The sequence below is a fragment of the Ruania suaedae genome, assembly GCF_021049265.1.
Classification (GTDB): Bacteria; Actinomycetota; Actinomycetes; order Actinomycetales; family Beutenbergiaceae; genus Ruania; species Ruania suaedae.
In genome coordinates, this window is the sequence record NZ_CP088018.1 from 1,935,752 (window position 1) to 1,955,706 (window position 19,955).

Consider the following 19,955-nt stretch of genomic DNA (forward strand, 5'->3'; position numbering starts at 1 on the left):
GACTGAGCATCAGGGTACCCGCGGCCGGCGCCGCGGGTACCCTGACTCATGTCACCGCCGCCCGGGAACCCGACGGTTCGGTGACCGACGCTGGGAGGATGTCGTGGCAGTAGTACTCATGGCCGGATCGTCGGGATTCCTCGGCACGTCACTGATCGAGCGGTTGCGCGCAGGCGGGCACGAGGTACGCCGGCTCGTGCGCCGCGAGACCCGCGAGCCGGACGAGATCCGCTGGGACCCGGCCGCGGGTTCCCTCGACGCGGCTGCGCTCGAGGGCGTCACCCATGTGCTCAATCTCGCCGGTGCCGGCGTCGGCGATCGCCGGTGGACGCCCGCGCGCAAGCAGACCATCCTGTCCTCGCGCGTGAGTTCGACCACGCTCCTCGCCCGGCGCATCGCCGAGTGCGGCAACCGCGAGCTCGCCCTGGTGAACGCCTCGGCAGTCGGCTTCTACGGTGACGCCGGAGAGCAGGTCTGCACCGAGGACACGCCAGCCGGGGACTCGTTCCTGGCCGAGGTCTGCCGAGCCTGGGAACAGGCGGCCGACCCCGCGCGCGCGGCCGGGAACCGGGTGGTGCACCTGCGCACCGGCATCGTGCTGGACCCCTCCGGTGGCGCGCTCGCGAGGATGATGCCGCTGATCCGCTTCGGGCTCGCCGGTCCCCTGGGCAACGGGCGCCAGTGGTGGCCCTGGATCACGCGCGAGGACGTGCTCGGGGCGATCGAGCACCTGCTCCTGAGCACCGAGACCGCGGGACCGGTCAACCTCAGCGCACCCGAGTCCCTGCGCAACCGGGAGGTCGTCGCCGCGCTGGCCGCTGCGGCCGGGCGGCCCGCCGTACTTCCCGCACCACGGCCCGCGCTGCGACTCGCGCTCGGTGAGTTCGCCACCGAGCTCACGGCCTCCCAGCGGGCGGTGCCGGCGGCCCTGCAGCAGTCCGGGTATGAGTTCGTCTGGCCGGAGATCGGCCCGGCCGCCGCGCACCTGATGTCGGCGCGGTCCACCTAGCAGTCGCGCACCTCGGCCACCCGCCACGCCCCCTGGAGCCGGGAGAGCTCCATGGTGGCGCAGCGGGGCTGCGTGGCGTCGACCGTCTCCGAGCGTCCGCCCGGTGCATCTCGGCGGTAGTCGCTGTGCGCCACCTCCAGCCGCACCCGGGCCGAGGCACTACCGAGCTCGAGGAGCTCGACCTCGCTCACGTGGCTGGTCAGCCCGTCGAGCTCCACGCCGGCCGCGACCAGGCGGGCCAGCACCGCCGCATCCGCCTCGGCGGCAGCCGAGCCGGGCACGGAGACCTCGGTGAGCAGCTCCCGGTCTCCGCTCTCGAGCGCCCGGTCACGCAGGTCGGTCAGCTCCACGACGCGCTCGAGGACGTCTCCCGGCGACGAGGGCACCACGACCTGGCGAGCAGCCGGAGCCGGGTCGGTGGTCTCGGAGGCGACCAGGGCGCCGACGGCGATGACGACCGCGGCCAGGATCGCCACCGGGCGGACCGCCCGCCGGCGGTGGCGGGCCCGCCGTCGCCGGGCCGGCGCCCTCGTGGTGCGGGTGCGAGACGCGTGACTGCGCAGGGTCGCGGCGGCGAGGAGACGAGCCTCGGCGGCACGGACCGGCGCCTGCTCGGTGGCGAGTGAGCGGGCCGCGTCCCGAGCGCTCGGGCGTGAGCTCGGGTCCTCGCTGAGCAGGAGCTGCAGCGCCTCGTGCACCCGCGGCCGGTCGGCCGGCCGCGCGGCACCGACGGCGAGGGCACCCACGGCGTAGACGTCCGCCTGGGCGCTCAAGGCCCTCCCCTGGGCGAGCTCGGGGGCCGTGAAGCCGGGAGTGCCGCGCTCGCAGCCGGGTATCGGGGCGACGTCGATGAGGACGGGTCGCACCGAGGCGGGATCGCCCTCCTCGGGCGCGAGCACCACGTTCGACGGCGCGACGTCCCCGTGCACGAGGCCGGCCGCGTGCATCGCGGCCAGCGCGCTCAGCAACCGGCGGGCCAGGGCCAGACACTCCCCCTCCGTCAACCCCTGACGGGCGGTCAGCATCGTTCCCAGCGTCGGACCGTCGATGTGCTGGCAGACGGTGGCAAGCTCCCCACCGGACATGTCCACGCAGGCGAGTGCCCGCGCCACGCCGTCGGAGGCGACCGAGGCGAGCGCCTGCCAGCGGCGTTCGAGGCGCTCCCGCTCGGGTGCGGTGGCAGGCCGGACGATCCGGATCACCACGCGCTCACCGTTCGCGGCACGAGCGGACCAGACGGCCTGGCCACTGCCGGCACCGGCCACCCCGGTCACCTGGTAGCCGGGGACCTGCGGATGCCTGTTCATGCTGCACAGCCCACCACAGCCGCGACTGATCCCGCTGCGGCCATCCACAGGGCCGCATGGCGGACGGCGCGCGGGCGGCGCGAGCGTGGGCGCGGCGGTCGGCCTAGAGTGGTCGGCATGCGCACCTACCGGTGGGATCTGGGAACGCGTCTCGTCCCGTACCGCGAGGCATGGGCCCACCAGCGTCGGGTGCACGCAGGCGTCGTCGCGGGCCAGGGCGAGGAGCTGGTGCTGGTCGAGCACGAGTCCGTCTACACGGCCGGTCGCCGCACCGCCTCCTGGGATCGTCCGGGCGGTGATCTCGAGGTCGTCGACGTCGATCGTGGTGGCCGGATCACCTGGCACGGGCCGGGTCAGCTCGTCGTCTACCCGATCGTCCGGCTGCGCGAGCCGGTGGACGTCATCGCCTACGTCCGCGCCCTCGAGCAGGCGGTCATCGATGCGCTGGAGCAGCAGTGGGGGATCCGCGCGACCCGCGTGGAGGGCCGGTCCGGGGTCTGGCTACCGGGCGCCCGGGGCGAACAGGATCGGAAGCTGGCCGCCGTCGGGGTCCGCGTGGCGAAGGGGGTGACGATGCACGGGGTGGCGCTCAACGCCTGTCCGGACCTGGGGTCCTTCTCCGCCATCGTGCCGTGCGGGATCAGCGATGCCGGCGTGACCTCGATCTCCGAGCTCACCGGTGCGCACGTGAGTGTGTCGGCGTGCGCGGACGTACTCGAACTCCATCTGCGCGACCGGCTCGCGCCGCTGCGGTCCCAGCCGCGCCTGCCCCACCCCATAGGCTGACAGCACACGCGACGAAGGGAGCGCCGGTGGCACTCGCCCCGGAAGGACGACGGATGTTGCGCGTGGAAGCACGCAACGCCGCCGTACCGATCGAGAAGAAGCCGTCCTGGATCAAGACCCGGGCCACGATGGGCCCGGAGTACAACGAGCTGCAGTCGCTGGTGCGGCGGGAGGGCCTGAACACCGTCTGCCAGGAGGCCGGCTGTCCCAACATCTTCGAGTGCTGGGAGGACCGGGAGGCCACCTTCCTCATCGGAGGGGACCAGTGCACCCGCCGATGCGACTTCTGCCAGATCGACACCGGCAAGCCCGCCGCTTTCGATGCCGACGAGCCCCGCCGGGTCGCGTCCTCGGTGCAGGCGATGGGTCTGCGGTACTCGACCGTCACGGGTGTGGCGCGGGACGACCTCGAGGACGGCGGAGCCTGGCTCTACGCCGAGACCGTGCGCCAGATCCACCAGGTGAACCCGGGCACCGGCGTCGAGCTCCTCATCCCGGACTTCAACGCCGACCCGCAGCAGCTCGCCGAGGTGTTCTCCTCCCGCCCGGAGGTCCTCGCGCACAACCTCGAGACGGTGCCACGCATCTTCAAGCGGATCCGCCCGGGGTTCCGCTACGACCGCTCACTGAGTGTGCTGACCTCGGCGCGTGCCGACGGCCTGGTGACCAAGTCGAACCTCATCCTCGGCATGGGTGAGACGGTCGACGAGGCGGCCGAGGCACTGCAGGACCTCCATGACGCGGGCTGCGACCTCGTGACGATCACCCAGTACCTGCGACCGAGCCCTCGTCACCATCCCGTCGACCGGTGGGTCCGGCCCGAGGAGTTCGTCGCGCTGTCGGAGGAGGCCGAGCGCATCGGTTTCGCCGGCGTCATGGCCGGACCGCTGGTGCGATCGTCCTACCGGGCGGGGCGGCTGTGGGCACAGGCCAAGACGCGCCGGGGCGAGACGGTCCCCGACTCTCTGGCCCACCTGACCGAGCCCGGCAGCGCCCGTCAGGAGGCGGCCACCCTGCTCGGCCGCTGAGCGCGGCCGGCGACGACCGGCCGGGGGACACTGCAGCGTCCCCCGGCCGGTAGGCTGTGGGCCATCATGGCGAAGAACACCTCAGACTCGGCCACGCCGAAGCCCAAGAAGCGCCGCTGGTACCACCAGATCTGGGAAGTCTTCCAGATGGTCCGGCGGGCTCAGCCCTCGATCGTGCTCTGGCTGGCGCTGGTGCTGGTCGGTGTGGTGGCGATCGGTGTGCTCATCGGTCTGCTCTTCGATCAGGTGCTCTACTTCTCCCTGCTCTCCGTGCCGTTCGGCCTGCTGGCTGCGATGTTCCTGCTGGCACGACGTGCCGAGACCGTGGCCTATGCGCGCATCGAGGGCGAGCCCGGCGCCGTCTCGGCTGCGCTGGGCACGATCCGGCGCGGCTGGAACGTCCAGGAGGAGCCGGTCGCCGTCGATCCCCGGACGCAGGACATGGTCTTCCGCGCCGTCGGTCGTCCCGGCGTGGTGCTCATCGGGGAGGGCCCGGCGCATCGTGTCCCCAAGCTGCTCGAGGGTGAGCGCAAGCGCGTCGCACGCGTGATCCCGAACGTGCCGATCATCCTGCTGCAGTGCGGCAACGACGAGGGCCAGATCCCGCTGACGAAGATCGCGAACAAGGTGCGGCGGCAGAAGGCCACGCTCACCCGCAACGAGGTCGCCGAGGTCTCCAAGCGGCTGCGGGCGCTGCGCTCCAACACCCTGCCGATCCCCAAGGGCGTCGACCCACGCCGCGCCCGGCCCGACCGCAAGGGCATGCGCGGACGCTGACGCCCGCGGTCACAGCCGCCGGATAGTGGTGCCGGCCGCCCGGTCGTGAACTCCGCGTCCGTCGGGGCCGGTCACGACGGCCGGGATCACCAGGCAGAGCAGGAGCGTGCGGACCAGCCCCCGCAACGGTCCGGGCAGCCCGCCCCCGGGCCCGCGCACGCCCAGACCCAGCAACCGGTGCCCGATCGAGGACCCGAGGCTGCCGACGAGCAGGAACGTCATGGCGGCGAACACCGCGACGGTCGCCAGCGGGTGGTAGTCGAAGAATCCTGCGCTGATCGCCGAGGCGATCAGCCAGTCGATGGCCAGGGCGGCGACCCTGCGCCCCCAGAACGTCTCGTGGCGCTGGTCATGGGTGGTCACCGCCTCAGCGTACGTGGCCGGGCCGGTCCAGATGCAGGACGTGCCCGCGGCGCAGGAGGGCCACCGTTTAACATGGCCGACACATTGCGGTCACGGTGGAGAAACGACCGACCCCTACCGTGATGGCGTCGAGGATACGTGTGTCCCACCATCAAGGAGCAATGGATGTTCAGTAGTGCCGAGGAAGCCATCGCCTATACCAAGGAGCAGGACGTCAAGTTCGTCGACGTGCGCTTCTGCGACCTGCCGGGGGTGATGCAGCACTTCAACATCCCGGTCGAGGCGTTCAACGAGGACGCCTTCAAGGACGGCTTGATGTTCGACGGCTCGTCGATCCGCGGATTCCAGGCCATCCACGAGTCCGACATGAAGCTCGTGCCGGATGTCACCAGCGCCTTCATCGACCCGTTCCGCAAGCAGAAGACGCTCGTGGTGAACTTCTCGATCGTCGACCCGTTCACGGACGAGGCCTACTCCCGCGACCCGCGCAACATCGCCGCCAAGGCCGAGGCCTACCTCGCCTCGACCGGGATCGCGGACACGGTCTACTTCGGCGCGGAGGCCGAGTTCTACATCTTCGACGACGTGCGCTTCCAGACGACGCAGCACTCGTCGTTCTACTACATCGACTCCAACGAGGCCGCCTGGAACACCGGCCGCTCCGAGGAGAACGGCAACCAGGGGTACAAGACCCGCTACAAGGGCGGCTACTTCCCCGTGGCGCCGAACGACCAGATGGCCGACCTGCGCGACAGCATGGTCACCGTCATGCAGCAGAACGGCCTGGAGGTCGAGCGCGCCCACCACGAGGTCGGGACCGCGGGCCAGCAGGAGATCAACTACCGCTTCAACACGTTGCGCTCGGCCGCCGACGATCTGATGAAGTTCAAGTACATCGTCAAGAACGTGGCCTGGGAGGCCGGCAAGTCCGCCACCTTCATGCCGAAGCCGCTGTTCGGTGACAACGGCTCGGGCATGCACTCCCACCAGTCCCTGTGGAAGAACGGCGAGCCGCTCTTCTACGACGAGCGCGGCTACGGTGGCCTCTCGGACATTGCCCGGTGGTACATCGGTGGTCTGCTCGCGCACGCCCCGTCCCTGCTCGCGTTCACCAACCCCTCGCTGAACTCCTTCCACCGGCTGGTGCCCGGGTTCGAGGCTCCCGTGAACCTGGTCTACTCGGCGCGCAACCGCTCCGCCTGCATCCGCATCCCGGTCACGGGCAACTCGCCGAAGGCCAAGCGCGTCGAGTTCCGCGTGCCGGACCCCTCGTCGAACCCGTACCTGGCGTTCTCCGCCATGCTGATGGCCGGACTCGACGGCATCAAGAACCGCATCGAGCCGCCGGAGCCGGTCGACAAGGACCTGTACGAGCTGCCGCCGGAGGAGCACGCGCAGATCGCCCAGGTGCCGGACTCCCTGCCGGGCGTCCTCGACGCGCTGGAGGCCGACCATGACTACCTCACCGAGGGCGACGTGTTCACGCCGGACCTCATCGAGACCTGGATCGACTACAAGCGCACGAACGAGGTGGACGCGATCCGGTTGCGTCCGCACCCGCACGAGTTCGAGCTGTACTACGACCTCTGAGTCGTCACCAGCACCCTCTGAGGAGTGAGCGCAGCGAGCCCCCGGATCCCTCGACGGATCCGGGGGCTCGCTGTGTCAGGACAGTCGCGCGGTGAAGGTGGCGCCGTAGGCCTGATGGGTCCGAGCGCTCACCCTGGTCCCGCCCGGTACCCGGCTGACCGTGACGCCGTCGTCAGCGATATCGAGGCCGAGCGGGCGGCCGCGCACGATCACGGACACGCTCTCGCGCGCCATCGTCGGGTCGGAGAGCGCCAGCTCGACCGCCCCTGCGTGACGCCGCATGATCACCGAGGCCGGGCCCTCGACGGAGAGCCGTTCGGCCTGCTGGTTGCCGGCCACGAACACGTTCGCGGCCACGAGGTCGAGTCCCGTGTGCTTGATGGCCTGGATTCGCGGGGTGTTCCGCAGGACGGACAGCGGCCCCGGGTAGGAGGTCAAGGTGCGCTCGTCCGCGTGCGGGACCAGCGCATAGGCGATCGCCGCCGGGCGGGCGGCGGCGGGATGGTCCACGCTGAGGCCGAAGACCTGCTTGGTCACCCGCGTGTTGGGGTTCGTGAGCCGGATGGCTCGCCGGCTCCGCGTGACCGAGTCCAGGGTGAGGTCCACGTCCTGCTCGTCGAGCAGGACGTACCCGACGGCGGAGCCCTGGGTGGCGTTCAGGTAGCGCACCCATGCCAGGGGTGCGCTGCCGGTACCGGACCAGGGGCTCCCGTCGCGGTGCGCCCCGCTGATCTCGACCTCGTCCTCCGGCGCGGCGATCCGGGAGTCGAGGGTGGTGACCGCGTCCCGGCGGGAACGTCCCTCGATGCCGGCCGCGAGCACGACGATCTCCTCGTCGAGCATGAACCAGGACTTGGTGGCCCGGACGTTCTCATACACCACGAAGTCCTCCGGGAGGATCCCGGCCTGCTTGTCCACGTACGGGACGTCGTCGGAGATCACCATGCCCGCGATCCCCAGCCCGCCGAGCGTGGCCCCGCCGGAGTGCGGGTTCGTCGCCTGCGGGAAGTAGACGTAGGTGTTCTGCGACTCGGAGGAGGAGGTGAAGCCGAGCGGGTGGTCGGGGTTCTCGTACCAGCGCTCACCGTAGAGCTCGGGGATGCTCTGGCGTTGCTCCACGGGTGCGGTCACGCCGGCGAGCCTGTCCGGCGCCACGGTCGTGTAGTGATCCACGCCGTAGCACTCACGCTGGTCCATGCCGCTGAGGTAGAGCTGGTAGGCCCCATCACCCTGGAACCAGGGCAGGAGGTTCTCGCCGTTCATGTACTCGTACTTGCTGATGCGCTCGGAGCTGCGCGCCAGTGCGAAGGCGTAACCCGGACGACGATGCACGGTGCGGTCCATCGCGTCGAAGCCGACCGAGTGCTCGTCGGGGTTCAGGTCCGCGGCCGCGATGGATGTGTCGCCGACGATGTCCGCGAACCGGGCGATGCTGACCGGGGAGGCGAACCCGCTCGAGTCGAGCGTCTCCGGCGAGCTCTCGTCCAGGTGCTTGACGTAGGCCGCCAGGGCGCGGGCGTCCTCGGCCGGCGCGTAGGCGCTCAGGTCGACGATGGCCTCGGCGACGATGCGCACGTCCGTGTACCCGGTGGTGGTCCGGGAGACGGCTCGTCCCTTGACCGCCTCCATCATCCAGCCTTCGTAGATCACGGGAGCGAACCCGTGGCGCACCCAGCCGGTGACGACCTGGACCAGGTCGGCGCTGCTGGAGCGGGAAGCGCCGTCGAGGATCTTGACCGTCTGCACCACGCGGGTGAGCAGGCCCTTGCCGTAGGAGCCGGTGTAGGCCACGGAGTGGTGCTGGATGAACGACCCGTCCGCGTAGTAGCCGTCGGTGACACCGTGCCGGAGGTCGTAGGGGTCGATGGTGGCGAAGACCGTCGCCTGGTCCGTGATGGCCTTCGCGATCCGGGCGTCGTCCCCGGTCAGCGCGCCCTGCAGGATCCGGTTCGTGGTGATGTCGGCCAGGTTCGCACCGGTGTGGAACCGGGAGTCGAGGTCGACGTCACCGTCGACGCCGGCGCGCAGATAGGCATCCATGGTGGCGACATAGGTGCCCACGAGCCCGGGCCGGTGGGCGTCGACCTCCTCGGCGAGCAGCACGAGCGCGCGGGTGACATCGGTCGGGAACCCGATCTCCCAGGTGAACCAGTTCCCGTAGTAACCGGCGTCATGGTCGGCGAGGTGGTGCTCGTGCAGCCACGCGAGGCCGTCGATCACCTGCCGCTGCACGGCGAGGTCGCCGTAGAGCTCCGAGCCGGGTGCGCGGGTGGCCAGAGCGATCTCGTACAGGAAGGTGGTGGTACGGCGCAGCGTGGTGTCGTCGGAGCCGAGGGGCACACCCTCGAAGAGCTCATCCGGCCCGGCGGCGGACAGCGCCGCCAGTCGGCTGCGGGCGGTGGACTCGATGGCTGCCACCTTCGCAGCCACCTCCGGGCGCGCATTGGTGGCGGTGGTTCCCGCCAGCATCGCCACGGCGTTGGTCAGCAGCCGGGCGTGGTCGGCCGGTGCCTCGGCGTGCGCGGCCAGCGGTGCGCCCACCCCCAGCGCTCCTGCGGCGGGGATCATGGCGAGTACCTGGCGGCGGGTGAGCTGCATCGTTGCGGTTCCCTGGGTAGTCCGGTGCGGCGGGTGAAGCCTCTGTTCATTCAACCAGGTCGGGCCGCCCCGCCCAAGGCTTGACGACTCTGCCGTGGACGACCCGCTCCATCACGCTGCACGCTCTTGCGCCGACGAAAATCATTCTCAGCCGCAGCCGATCGACACGGTAGACCTTGACAGTGACCTACCTCACACCTAGCGTGCCTGTCAGTGGTGCACGGGCGCAGCCGCACTCGGAGCAGGTCTGCTGCTCAGCGGTATCGCACCCGCACATGCGGACGCGGACCCACCGCCACCGGAGCCCACGGCTCACGACGTCACTGCGATGGTCGAGGCCATGACAGTACGGCAGAAGATCGGCCAGATGACGTGGACCCACGTCTACGGCTCGTCGGCCGACGACAGCTCGATGGCCGCCAGCAACCAGGCCCGGTACGGCGTGGATACGCCGGCGCAGGTGGTCGAGAAGTACGACCTCGGTGGCGTGCTCTACTTCTCCTGGTCGGGGAACACGAGCAGCCCCTCCCAGGTCACTGCCCTCTCCAACGGACTGCAGGACGCGGCGCTGGGAGAGGACGGCCCCGGCGTCCCGCTCGCGGTGACGATCGACCAGGAGGGCGGGCTCGTCGCCCGGATCGGGCCGCCGGCAACCGAGCTACCGGGGAACATGGCACTGGGGGCCACCTTCGACACCGACCTGGCCCGGGCCCAGGGCGAGATCCTGGGTTCGGAGATGCACGCCATGGGCATCAACGTCGACTTCGCCCCGGTCATCGACATCAACTCCAACCCGGACAACCCGGTGATCGGGATCAGGTCGATGGGAGAGGACCCCGACGCCGTGAGCAGGCTCGGCGTCGCGCAGATCGAGGGCATCCAGCAGTACATCGGCGCCACGGCCAAACACTTCCCCGGCCACGGTGACACCGAGACCGACTCCCACCTCGGGCTGCCCGTCGTCAGCTACGACCGCGCGACGCTCGACGACCACCTGGAGCCGTTCGAGGCGGCGATCGACGCCGGGGTCGACATGATCATGACGGCGCACATCATCGTCGAGGCGATCGACCCCGACCTGCCGGGAACCCTCTCGCCGGAGGTGCTCACCGGGCTGCTGCGCGAGGACATGGGCTTCGAGGGGATCATCACCACGGACGCCCTCGACATGGGGGCCATGACCGATCACTGGTCCCAGGAGGAGATGGCGGTGCTGGCGATCCAGGCCGGCTCGGACATCCTGCTGAACTCGCCCGACGTCGATGCCTCGATCGGTGCGGTGGAGCAGGCCGTCGCCGACGGTGTCATCTCCGAGGAGCGGCTGGACGAGTCGGTCACCCGGATCCTGGAGTGGAAGGCCGAGCGCGGCGTTCTCGACGATCCCCACGCCGACCCCGGTGCGGTGGACTCGGTGGTCGGCAGCGCCGAGCATCTGGTCACCGCAGCGACGATCGCGGGCCGGTCGATCACGCTGCTACGCAACGAGGACCGTGCCCTGCCGCTCGATGCCGACTCGGATACCGTTCTGGTGGTCGGAGCCGGGTCCGCCTGGCCGGAACGGCTGGGGCCGATGCTGGCCGATCGAGGATTCGACGTGATCGAGGAGTACGAGAACGGCAACTCGCCCTCGGCGGCCTACCGGGCGCGGGCCGTCGAAGCGGCTGCCGGGGCGGACGCCGTCGTCTTCACCTCCTACAACGCCGGCGCCAACAGCGCACAGCAGCAGATGGTGGCCGAGCTCGGCGTCACGGGCACACCGGTGATCGTCGTCGCCGCGCGTAACCCCTACGACATCAATGCCTTCGACGAAGCCGACGCGGTACTGAACAGCTACGGCTACAATCTCGTCAACTATGCGGCAGTGGTGCGCGCAATCGCCGGTGACATCAATCCTTCCGGTGAGCTCCCGGTGGACGTACCGACGGCGGACGGCACCGAGACGCTCCTGCCGCTGGGCTATGGGCGTCACTACCCCGGCCCACCCGACCACGCCGGCCCACCCGACCACGCCGGCCCACCCGACCACGCCGGACGTGGACACTGATTCCGCCGACCTCAGCGGAGAGGAGATGTGATGAGCAGACGTACCTGGCGAGGACTCGCGGTAGGCGCAGCGCTGGCCATCGGCGCGGCGGGATCGCTCGCGCCCATGACACCGGGCGGGCGACCCGAGACGCCGCCCGGCCTCGACCGGCCGCTCGAGCTCGGGGTGGAGGTCCTTCTCGACGACCTCAGCGAGCTGGAGGACCAACGGGTCGGCATCATCACCAATCCGACGGGTGTCACCTCGGACCTCACGCACACTGTCGACGCCCTCATCGCCGGCGAGGCCTCCGGCGGGTATGAGGTCACGGCCCTGTACGGCCCGGAGCACGGAGTGCGCGGCGGTGTGCCGGCCGGCGCTTACGTGGAGAGCTACGTCGACGAGCGCACCGGTCTCCCGGTGTACTCCCTCTACGGCCCCACGCGGAAGCCCTCGCCGGAGATGCTCGCCGACGTCGACGTGCTGGTCTTCGACATCCAGGACATCGGTGCCCGTTTCTACACCTACATCTGGACGATGTACTACGCCATGGAGGCCGCCGCGGAGAATGACTTGCAGTTCGTGGTCCTGGACCGGCCCAACCCACTCGGCGGCCGTATGGACGGCCCGGTGCTGGAGTATCCCGAGCTCAGTTCCTTCGTCGGACTGCGCGAGATCCCGCTCCAGCACGGGATGACGGTGGGAGAGCTCGCCCAGTACTTCAACGGCGAGCTGCTCGAGGCCCCGGCTGATCTCCGCGTGGTGGAGATGTCCGGATACCAGCCGGACGAGATCGTGGCCGACTGGGACCTGCCGTGGGTCCTCCCCTCGCCCAACATCCCGACGCGCGAGACGGCTCTGGTCTACCCAGGTACCGGCCTGATCGAGTCGATCAACGTCTCGGAAGGCCGCGGCACGACCAAGCCGTTCCTCTGGTTCGGCGCGCCCTTCATCGACGAGACCGAGTCGTGGGAGTTGGCCGAGGACCTCAACTCGCGTGGTCTGGAGGGCGTGACGTTCCGACCCGCGTCCGCCACCCCGTCCTCGAGCAAGCACGCCGGGGAGTTCTCCGGCGGTCTGGAGATCCACATCACGGACATGGCCACCTATGAACCTCTGCGGGTGGGCATCCACGTTCTGGATGCTCTGTTCGCCCACATCGAGGAGGTGGACTGGCGTGAGGGCGGTGAGTGCCGCACCGCGCAGGACAGCTGCTGGATCGACCTTCTCTCGGGGACCAAGGACCTCCGCGCCCAGGTGGAGGCCGGGGTGGACCCTGATGAGATCGTCGACGGATGGGACGAGGAGTTGGCCGCCTTCGCGGCCACCGCCGAGCCCTACCGGCTGTACACCGACGATCATCCGGGCAGGGGCCGCAACCACTGACCATGAGGTGGGGAGTCCGCGCGCCCAGTGCCCGGGCTCCCCGCTAGCATGGCCGCCGTGACCGACGCAGCGGACCTGGTGACCCTAACGGTGACGATGGCGGCCTCGCCGGTGGTCCTGGTCCTTACCAACCTGCTGTGGGTGGTGGTCGTCGTTGGGGCCATCGTCGGCAGCGTCATCGTCCTGCGCCGCCGGCGCAATCGGCCCGACCCATCTTTCGTCGGCGCACCGCTCGCCCACGCCGTCGTGATCGAGCAGAAGTTCCGGTACCGGATGGTGGGTGAACGGCGCTTGTACCGGATCACCTATCAGGTCCACACCGCCGACGGGCGGGGCTTCCTCGGCTGGGAGCAGAAGTATCTCTCGCTGCTGCGGGACCAGCCGAGGTTTGCGGCCGGCACACAACACCGGGTCGCCTACCTTCCGGCGGGCACCGACGAGGTCAGGTCGACGACGCCCACCAGCTGACCACCGAGCCCGTCGGGCAGGCTCAGCCGTAGAAGACGCGTTCCATGACGGCGCGCGCCCGCCGGGCCGCGCGCAGCCAGTCCTCCTCGAGGTCCACCGCGTGCCCCGGTTCGTAGCCGAGCAGCCGGGAGACGGCTGACAGCGACTGCCGCTCCTCGGGGAGCACATCCACCCGCTGGCCTCGCACGCGGCCGGTGGCCAGGACGATGGCATTGCGCAGCCGGGTGGCTAGCTCCCACGCCTCGATCAGCCGATCGGCGTCGGATCCGGAGAGCAGTCCCTCGTCCCGGGCGGCCAGCAGCGCCTCACGGGTCCCCGTCACGCGGAGCGCCTCGTACCGGCCGGCGTGCTGGAGCTGCAGCAGCTGCGCGGTCCACTCCACGTCCGAGAGGCCGCCACGGCCGAGCTTGAGATGGTGCGTGGCCGGCACGCCCCGGGGCAGCCGCTCGGACTCCACCCGCGCCTTGATGCGCCGCAGCTCGCGCAGCTCGGTGGTCTCGATCCCCTCCTGCGGGTAACGGTGGGGCGCGATGAGGTCGGCAAATCGCGCGGCGAGCTCGTCATCCCCGCACGCCACCCGGGCGCGCAACAGCGCCTGCCGCTCCCATCCCAGCGCCCAGCGCTGGTAGTACTTCGCGTAGGAGTCCAGGGTGCGCACCATCGGGCCCTGCTTGCCCTCCGGCCGCAGCGCGGCGTCGACCTGGAGCTGCGGCTCGCTGCTCATGGTGCCGAGCAGCGAGGTGATCGATCCGGCGACCTCCGCCGCCCACTCGTTCGCCACCTGCGGATCTGCCCCGGCCACCGGCTCGTGGACGAACATCACGTCCGCGTCACTGGCGTATCCGATCTCCTCGCCACCGAGTCGGCCCATCGCCACCACCAGGAACGCCGACGGCGCCCGGTCCAGCCCGCGCTTGGTGTTGGCCTCGTAGGTGGCCACCCGTAGCGCTCCGTGCAGTGCCATGTCAGCCGCGGGCGAGATCACCTCGCGGCAGGTGCTGACCGGCACGGTCTCGAGCACGTCCCGGATCGCTCCCCGGGTCAGCTCCCGGCGGCGCAGGAACCGGATCGCCGAGGCCGCGGCCTTCGCCTCATGCCGGCGCACCAGCATGGCGTCCATGTGCCCGGCCAGGACCTCCGGCGAGCGTGGGGCGAGGTCGGCGTCGTCGTCGAGCCAGGCGATCGCGTCGGTGAGCCGGGCCAGGTTCTCCGCCACATAGCCGGACGCCGAGAGCAGGTGCGCGAGCCGGTCGGCCGCGGCGCCGGAGTCGCGCAGCAGCTTCAGGTACCAGTAGGTACTGCCCAGCGTGTCGGAGAGCTTGCGGAAGGCGAGCAGGGCGCCGTCGGGGTCGCTGCCCTCGCCGAACCAGCCCAGCATCACCGGCAACAGCTGGCGCTGGATCGAGGCACGCCGGGAGACGCCTTCGGTGAGGGCCTTGATGTGGCGGGTGGCGCCCTCGGGGTCGCGGTAGCCGATCGCCCGCAGTCGCGCGCCCGCGGCGGGCGCGTCGAGGGAGGCGTCGTCGGCCGACAGTCGTGCGGTGGCGGGCAGCAGCGGGCGGTAGAACAACTCCTCGTGCAGGCGCCGGACCTGACGCCGCGTCGCCCGCCACCTGCTCTCGATCCCGTCGCCGCCCTCGACCGGGACCCGCGCGGCGCGGGCCAGGCGGCGCAGATCGTCGGCGCCGGTGGGCATCAGGTGGGTGCGGCGCAGCCGCGCGAGCTGGACCCGGTGCTCGAGCACGCGCAGGAACCGGTAGCAGCCGGCGAGCTCGGCGGCGTGGTCGCGGCCCACGTACCCGGCCGCGGAGAGCGCAGACAGCGCCTCGAGGGTGTTCGCGGACCGGATCGTCTCGTCCACCCGGCCGTGCACCAGCTGCAGCAGCTGCACGGTGAACTCCACGTCCCGCAGCCCACCGCGACCGAGCTTGATCTGCCGCTCGGTCTCGGCGACCGGCACGTGCGCCTCCACGCGCCGCCGCATGGCCTGGGCGTCCTCGACGAAGTTCTCCCGGCCGACGGCGTCCCACACCATGGGGCGGGTCGCCTCCAGGTAGGCGCTGCTCAGCTCCGCGTCGCCGGCCACGTGCCGGGCCTTGAGCAGGGCCTGGAACTCCCAGGTCTTGGCCCACCGCTCGTAATAGCTGACGTGGGAGTCCAGGGTGCGCACGAGCGGACCGTTCTTGCCCTCCGGCCGCAGGGCGGCATCGACCTCCCACAGCGGCGGCTCGTGCGCGGGCATCGAGCACATCCGCGCCATCGTCCCGGCGAGCTTGGCTCCGGTCCGCAGCGCCTCCCCCTCCTCCACGCCGTCGGCAGGTTCGGCCACGTAGATGACGTCGACGTCGGAGATGTAGTTCAGCTCCTGCCCGCCGGTCTTACCCATGCCCAGCACGGCGAGCCGCACCTGCCCGGCGCGGTCCCCGATCTCGGCCCGCGCCAGCGCCAGGGCCGCCTCGAGCGAGGCGGAGGCGAGGTGGGCGAGGGTGGCGGAGACGGCCGGGAGCACGGTCTGCGGGTCGGTGCTGGTGAGGTCCTCGGTGGCGATGGCCAGCAGGATGCGCCGGTAGGCCCGCCGCATCTCGTCGAGGACCCCGGTGGCGGCGGTCCCCGAGGCCACGGGCGCCTCAGCCTGCGGGTCCGCTCCCACCGCAGCGAGCATCCGGGCCCGCACGGCCGGTGCCGTGGCGCCGACGCCGATCCCGTCGACGCGGGCCGAGGCGACGATCTCGACGTCCGTGGGGTGGGAGATCAGCCAGTCGCCGAGGGCCTGGGAGGCTCCGAGTACGGCGATCACGCGCTCGCGCTCGGGCCCGTCCGTGGCGAAGATCTCGGCGAGCCTGGCCCCGTCGACGCCATCGGCCTCCCCCAGGCGCACGAGCGCAAGCAACGCGCGGTCGGGGTCGGCGGCGCGGCCGAGGGCGCTGACCAGCGCCGTCCTGCCCGCGGCGTCGGCGTCGTCGTAGACCGCGGCGAGGAACGAGGAGCACAGCAGATCGGCGTCGCGCTCGGCGTCGTCGAATCCGGCGCGCGCCAGCATCCCGGTGAGTGACACCGCCCGGCTCATCTCGACCGCCCTTCGGATCGCAGGTGGGCTGATGGCGTCCGGCTCAGATCAGGCCGACCCGTGCCAGCTCGTACGGGGTCACCTGCGCCCGGTAGTCGGTCCACTCCTGGCGCTTGTTGGCCAGGAAGTGGGTGAAGACCTGTTCCCCGAGCGTCTCGGCCACCAGCTCGGAGCGCTCCATCACGGCCACGGCCTCGTTGAGGCTACCCGGCAACGGCTCGATGCCGAGGGCTCGGCGTTCGTTGTCGGAGAGCTCCCAGACGTTGTCCTCGGCCTCCTCGGGCATCTGGTAGTTCTCCTGCACGCCCTTCAGGCCCGCGCGGAGCATGACGGCGAAGGCCAGGTAGGGGTTGGCCCCGGTGTCCAGCCCGCGGTACTCCACCCGCGCCGACTGACCCTTGTTGGGCTTGTACATCGGCACCCGCACCAGCGCGGAACGGTTGTTGTGCCCCCAGCACCGGTAGCTCGGCGCCTCCTGCCCGCCCCACAAGCGCTTGTAGGAGTTGACGAACTGGTTCGTCACGGCCGTGATCTCGGGTGCGTGGTGCAGCAGGCCGGCGATGAAGGCGCGGCCGGTGGCGGAGAGCTGGTACTCGCCGCCGGGCTCGTAGAAGGCGTTCGTGTCCCCCTCGAACAGGGACAGGTGCGTGTGCATGCCCGAGCCGGGCTGGCCGGCGAGTGGCTTGGGCATGAACGAGGCGGTGAAGCCCTGCTCGATCGAGACCTCCTTGACCACCGAGCGGAACGTCATGATGTTGTCGGCCGTGCTCAGCGCGTCGGCGTAGCGCAGGTCGATCTCGTTCTGCCCGGGCCCGGTCTCGTGGTGGGAGAACTCCACCGAGATCCCCATCGACTCCAGCAGCGTGATCGCAGCGCGCCGGAAGTCGTGCCCCTGGCCGCGCGCGACGTGGTCGAAGTAGCCGGCGTTGTCGATCGGGATCAGCGGATCGGTCTCGCTCTCGAGCGCCTTGAACAGGTAGAACTCGATCTCCGGGTGGGTGTAGAAGGTGAAGCCAGAATCGGCGGCCACCTCCAGGGAGCGCTTGAGCACGTTGCGCGGGTCGGCCGGCGAGGATTCACCATCGGGAGTGAGGATGTCGCAGAACATCCGCGCCGTGCCGTGCTTGCCACCTCGCCACGGCAGGATCTGGAACGTGCTGGGATCCGGGCGCAGGATGAGATCGGACTCGGAGACGCGGGAGAGTCCTTCGATGGAGGATCCGTCGAACCCGATGCCCTCGATGAAGGCCCCTTCGAGCTCGGCCGGCGCGATCGCGACCGACTTGAGCACACCCAGGACGTCGGTGAACCAGAGCCGGATGAACCGGACGTCCCGCTCCTCGATCGCCCGGAGGACGTACTCCTGCTGCTTGTCCATGCGACTGCTCCCGATCGTCTGGCCTTCGGACCGCCCGGGCGCCATCGCTCCCGGGTGGCCCCATCATGTCAGGTTCGCCGGGCCGCCCGGGCCGTCAGGTCCGGCGTCCGCCGTCGGGACACGCTCGAGGTCGGCCAGCCAGGCGGCGGCGTTGCCGTCGGACGGGGCGCGCCACTCCCCCCGCGGCGAGAGCGCTCCCCCGGCCATCACCTTGGGACCGTTGGGCAGCGCGCTGCGCTTGAACTGACTGAAGCCGAAGAAGCGGCGCACGAAGACCTCGAGCCACCCTCGGATCGTCGCCAGGTCGTACCCGTAGCGGTCCTCGGCCGGGAATCCCGGTGGCCAGGCCCCGCGCTCGGGATCCGACCAGGCGTGGTGGGCGAGGAAGGCGATCTTGCTGGGGGTGAAGCCGTACCGCAGCACGTAGAACAGGCTGAAGTCATGCAGGGCGTACGGGCCGATGGCGTCCTCGGTGCTCTGCACCTCGCCGTCCTCGCCGCTGGGCACCAGCTCCGGCGTGATGCGGGTGTCGAGCACCGAGCGCAGCACCTCGCTGGTGTCCGCACTGAACTCCTCGGAGGAGATCACCCAGCGGATCAGGTGCTGGATGAGGGTCTTGGGCACCCCGACGTTGACGGCGTAGTGCGACATCTGGTCACCCACGCCGTAGGTGCACCAGCCCAGCGCCATCTCCGACAGGTCGCCGGTGCCGACCACGATCCCGCCCTCGGCGTTCGCGAGGCGGAACAGATAGTCGGTGCGCAGCCCCGCCTGTACGTTCTCGAAGGTGACGTCGTAGACCGGCTCACCCCCGGCGAAGGGGTGACCGATCTTCGCGAGCATTTCCTGGGCGGCTGGCCGGATGTCGATCTCGGCGAACGACACGCCCAGCGCCTCCCCGAGCCTCCAGGCGTTGGAGCGGGTGTGCTCACCGGTCGCGAACCCGGGGAGGGTGTACCCGAGGATGTCGGTGCGGGGGCGGCCCAGACGGTCCATCGCCTGGGCGGCCACCAGCAGGGCGTGCGTGGAGTCCAGGCCGCCGGAGACCCCGATCACGAGTTTCGGGCTGCCGATCGCGCGCATCCGCTGCTCCAGGGCGGCGACCTGGATGTTGAAGGCCTCGTAGCAGTCCTGGGCGAGCCGTTCAGCGTCGTCGGGAACGAACGGGAACCGGTCGACCGCGCGGCGGAGGCCGATGTCGCCCTCGGGCGGGTTCAACCGGAACCGGACGCTGCGGAAGGCGTCGGTCCGGGACGCATGCGTGCGGCGGTTGTCGTCGAAGGTCCCTTGCCGGATCCGCTCCTGGCGCAGCAGGTCCAGGTCCACATCCGCCACGGCACGCTCGGGGACCTCACTGAACCGGGGCGAGCGGGCCAGCAGCGTCCCGGCCTCGTAGATCATGGTCTGACCGTCCCAGGCGAGGTCGTTGCTGGACTCCCCGCGACCGGCCGCGGCGTAGACATAGGCGGACAGGTATCGCGCGGACGCCGACCGGCACATCAGGTGACGATCGGCGGCACGGCCCACCGTGACCGGGCTGCCGGAGAGGTTCGCGATCACGGTGGCGCCCGCCAGGGCGGCCTCCGCGCTCGGTGGGACCGGCACCCAGACGTCCTCGCAGACCTCCACGTGCAGGACCAGGCCGGGCTGGTCCTCGGCCTCGAAGAGCAGGTCCGGGCCGAACGGCACGCGGTGCCCGTCGATGGTGCACTCCTGCCCGCGCTGGTCGTCGCCGGGCGCGAAGTGCCGGCGCTCGTAGAACTCGCGGTAGGTCGGCAGCAGCGATTTCGGCGCCACCCCGAGCACGCGGCCCCGGTGGATCACCACGGCGGCGTTGTAGAGGCGGCTGCGGTGACGCAACGGCGCGCCCACCACCAGCACCGGGGTCAGCGAGGCGCTGGCCGTGACCAGCTCGCCGAGCGCCTCGTCGGTGGCCAGCAGCACCGGATCGGCCAGGAACAGGTCCTCGATGCTGTAGCCGGTGAGGCAGAGCTCGGGGAAGACCGCCACGGCCACACCGTCCTCGTGACAGGCACGCGCCTGCTCCAGCACCGCCTGGGCGTTGCGGGCGGGGTCGGCCAGGGTGACGTCGATGGTGCACGTGGCTACGCGGGCGAAGCCGTGACCGTAGGAGGAACCGAACGACGGGGCGCGGGTACCAGCACTCATGGCTCC

Annotated in this window: 14 protein-coding genes; 8 read left to right on the forward strand and 6 right to left on the reverse strand. The window is 70.6% G+C overall.

Annotated elements, in window-relative coordinates; translation table 11 throughout:
• Positions 1-103: 103 nt before the first annotated feature.
• Positions 104-1,009, forward strand: a complete 906-nt coding sequence (locus tag LQF12_RS08965; RefSeq protein ID WP_231052598.1) for a TIGR01777 family oxidoreductase — start codon at positions 104-106, stop codon at positions 1,007-1,009.
• On the opposite strand, the gene LQF12_RS08970 is transcribed toward LQF12_RS08965, so the two are convergent.
• On the reverse strand, positions 1,006-2,316 hold the full coding sequence (locus tag LQF12_RS08970) for a protein kinase domain-containing protein (RefSeq protein WP_231052599.1): 1,311 nt from the start codon (positions 2,314-2,316) through the stop codon (positions 1,006-1,008). The two genes, LQF12_RS08965 and LQF12_RS08970, sit on opposite strands and share 4 nt — an antisense overlap.
• 117 nt (positions 2,317-2,433) lie before the next feature.
• Here LQF12_RS08970 and lipB point away from each other — a divergent pair, with 117 nt between their 5' ends.
• The 3 genes from lipB (at position 2,434) to LQF12_RS08985 (ending at position 4,907) form a co-directional block, all read left to right on the forward strand.
• On the forward strand, positions 2,434-3,102 hold the full coding sequence (gene lipB, locus LQF12_RS08975) for a lipoyl(octanoyl) transferase LipB (protein ID WP_231052600.1): 669 nt from the start codon (positions 2,434-2,436) through the stop codon (positions 3,100-3,102).
• Between the two features lie 26 nt (positions 3,103-3,128).
• Entirely contained in the window at positions 3,129-4,130 is a 1,002-nt protein-coding gene (gene lipA / locus LQF12_RS08980; protein WP_231052601.1) for a lipoyl synthase, read from the forward strand.
• A gap of 66 nt (positions 4,131-4,196) precedes the next feature.
• Positions 4,197-4,907 carry a DUF4191 domain-containing protein gene (locus LQF12_RS08985; RefSeq protein WP_231052602.1) on the forward strand — a complete coding sequence of 237 codons (711 nt, stop codon included), beginning with the start codon at positions 4,197-4,199 and terminating at the stop codon, positions 4,905-4,907.
• 9 nt (positions 4,908-4,916) lie between these two features.
• On the opposite strand, the gene LQF12_RS08990 is transcribed toward LQF12_RS08985, so the two are convergent.
• Positions 4,917-5,270 (reverse strand): RDD family protein, encoded by a 354-nt coding sequence (locus LQF12_RS08990; protein WP_231052603.1) that lies wholly within the window; start codon positions 5,268-5,270, stop codon positions 4,917-4,919.
• A gap of 165 nt (positions 5,271-5,435) precedes the next feature.
• On the opposite strand from LQF12_RS08990, the gene glnA (LQF12_RS08995) reads away from it, so the two are divergent.
• A complete protein-coding gene (gene glnA, locus LQF12_RS08995) occupies positions 5,436-6,860 on the forward strand; it encodes a type I glutamate--ammonia ligase (protein WP_231052604.1) in 1,425 nt (474 codons plus the stop codon).
• Positions 6,861-6,935: 75 nt separating this feature from the next.
• Here glnA (LQF12_RS08995) and LQF12_RS09000 read toward each other — a convergent pair whose 3' ends face one another.
• Positions 6,936-9,458, reverse strand: coding sequence for a polysaccharide lyase family 8 super-sandwich domain-containing protein (locus tag LQF12_RS09000; RefSeq protein WP_231052605.1), 2,523 nt, complete (start codon positions 9,456-9,458; stop codon positions 6,936-6,938).
• Positions 9,459-9,798: 340 nt separating this feature from the next.
• On the opposite strand from LQF12_RS09000, the gene LQF12_RS09005 reads away from it, so the two are divergent.
• From LQF12_RS09005 to LQF12_RS09015, 3 genes are read left to right on the forward strand one after another with little or no spacing between them, the layout of a single operon-like run.
• Positions 9,799-11,502: a glycoside hydrolase family 3 protein gene (locus LQF12_RS09005; protein ID WP_231052606.1), complete on the forward strand. Its 1,704-nt coding sequence runs from the start codon at positions 9,799-9,801 to the stop codon at positions 11,500-11,502.
• 30 nt (positions 11,503-11,532) lie between these two features.
• On the forward strand, positions 11,533-12,867 hold the full coding sequence (locus tag LQF12_RS09010; protein ID WP_231052607.1) for an exo-beta-N-acetylmuramidase NamZ family protein: 1,335 nt from the start codon (positions 11,533-11,535) through the stop codon (positions 12,865-12,867).
• A 57-nt stretch (positions 12,868-12,924) separates the two neighbouring features.
• Positions 12,925-13,335 carry a hypothetical protein gene (locus LQF12_RS09015; RefSeq protein WP_231052608.1) on the forward strand — a complete coding sequence of 137 codons (411 nt, stop codon included), beginning with the start codon at positions 12,925-12,927 and terminating at the stop codon, positions 13,333-13,335.
• Between the two features lie 22 nt (positions 13,336-13,357).
• Here LQF12_RS09015 and LQF12_RS09020 read toward each other — a convergent pair whose 3' ends face one another.
• The 3 genes from LQF12_RS09020 to LQF12_RS09030 form a co-directional block, all read right to left on the reverse strand.
• A complete protein-coding gene (locus LQF12_RS09020) occupies positions 13,358-16,402 on the reverse strand; it encodes a bifunctional [glutamine synthetase] adenylyltransferase/[glutamine synthetase]-adenylyl-L-tyrosine phosphorylase (RefSeq protein WP_231052609.1) in 3,045 nt (1,014 codons plus the stop codon).
• 43 nt (positions 16,403-16,445) lie between these two features.
• A complete protein-coding gene (gene glnA, locus LQF12_RS09025) occupies positions 16,446-17,780 on the reverse strand; it encodes a type I glutamate--ammonia ligase (protein ID WP_231052610.1) in 1,335 nt (444 codons plus the stop codon).
• A 63-nt stretch (positions 17,781-17,843) separates the two neighbouring features.
• Entirely contained in the window at positions 17,844-19,949 is a 2,106-nt protein-coding gene (locus tag LQF12_RS09030) for an NAD(+) synthase (RefSeq protein WP_231052611.1), read from the reverse strand.
• Positions 19,950-19,955: the final 6 nt, after the last annotated feature.

Coding starts and splice junctions, on each gene's coding strand:
- LQF12_RS09000 (WP_231052605.1), bottom strand. CDS start 9,458: ATGCAGCTCACCCGCCGCCAGGTACTCGCCATGATCCCCGCCGCAGGA.
- LQF12_RS08985 (WP_231052602.1), top strand. CDS start 4,197: ATGGCGAAGAACACCTCAGACTCGGCCACGCCGAAGCCCAAGAAGCGC.
- lipB (WP_231052600.1), top strand. CDS start 2,434: ATGCGCACCTACCGGTGGGATCTGGGAACGCGTCTCGTCCCGTACCGC.
- LQF12_RS09005 (WP_231052606.1), top strand. CDS start 9,799: ATGACAGTACGGCAGAAGATCGGCCAGATGACGTGGACCCACGTCTAC.
- LQF12_RS09020 (WP_231052609.1), bottom strand. CDS start 16,402: ATGAGCCGGGCGGTGTCACTCACCGGGATGCTGGCGCGCGCCGGATTC.
- LQF12_RS09010 (WP_231052607.1), top strand. CDS start 11,533: ATGAGCAGACGTACCTGGCGAGGACTCGCGGTAGGCGCAGCGCTGGCC.
- LQF12_RS09030 (WP_231052611.1), bottom strand. CDS start 19,949: ATGAGTGCTGGTACCCGCGCCCCGTCGTTCGGTTCCTCCTACGGTCAC.
- glnA (WP_231052604.1), top strand. CDS start 5,436: ATGTTCAGTAGTGCCGAGGAAGCCATCGCCTATACCAAGGAGCAGGAC.
- LQF12_RS08970 (WP_231052599.1), bottom strand. CDS start 2,316: ATGAACAGGCATCCGCAGGTCCCCGGCTACCAGGTGACCGGGGTGGCC.
- glnA (WP_231052610.1), bottom strand. CDS start 17,780: ATGGACAAGCAGCAGGAGTACGTCCTCCGGGCGATCGAGGAGCGGGAC.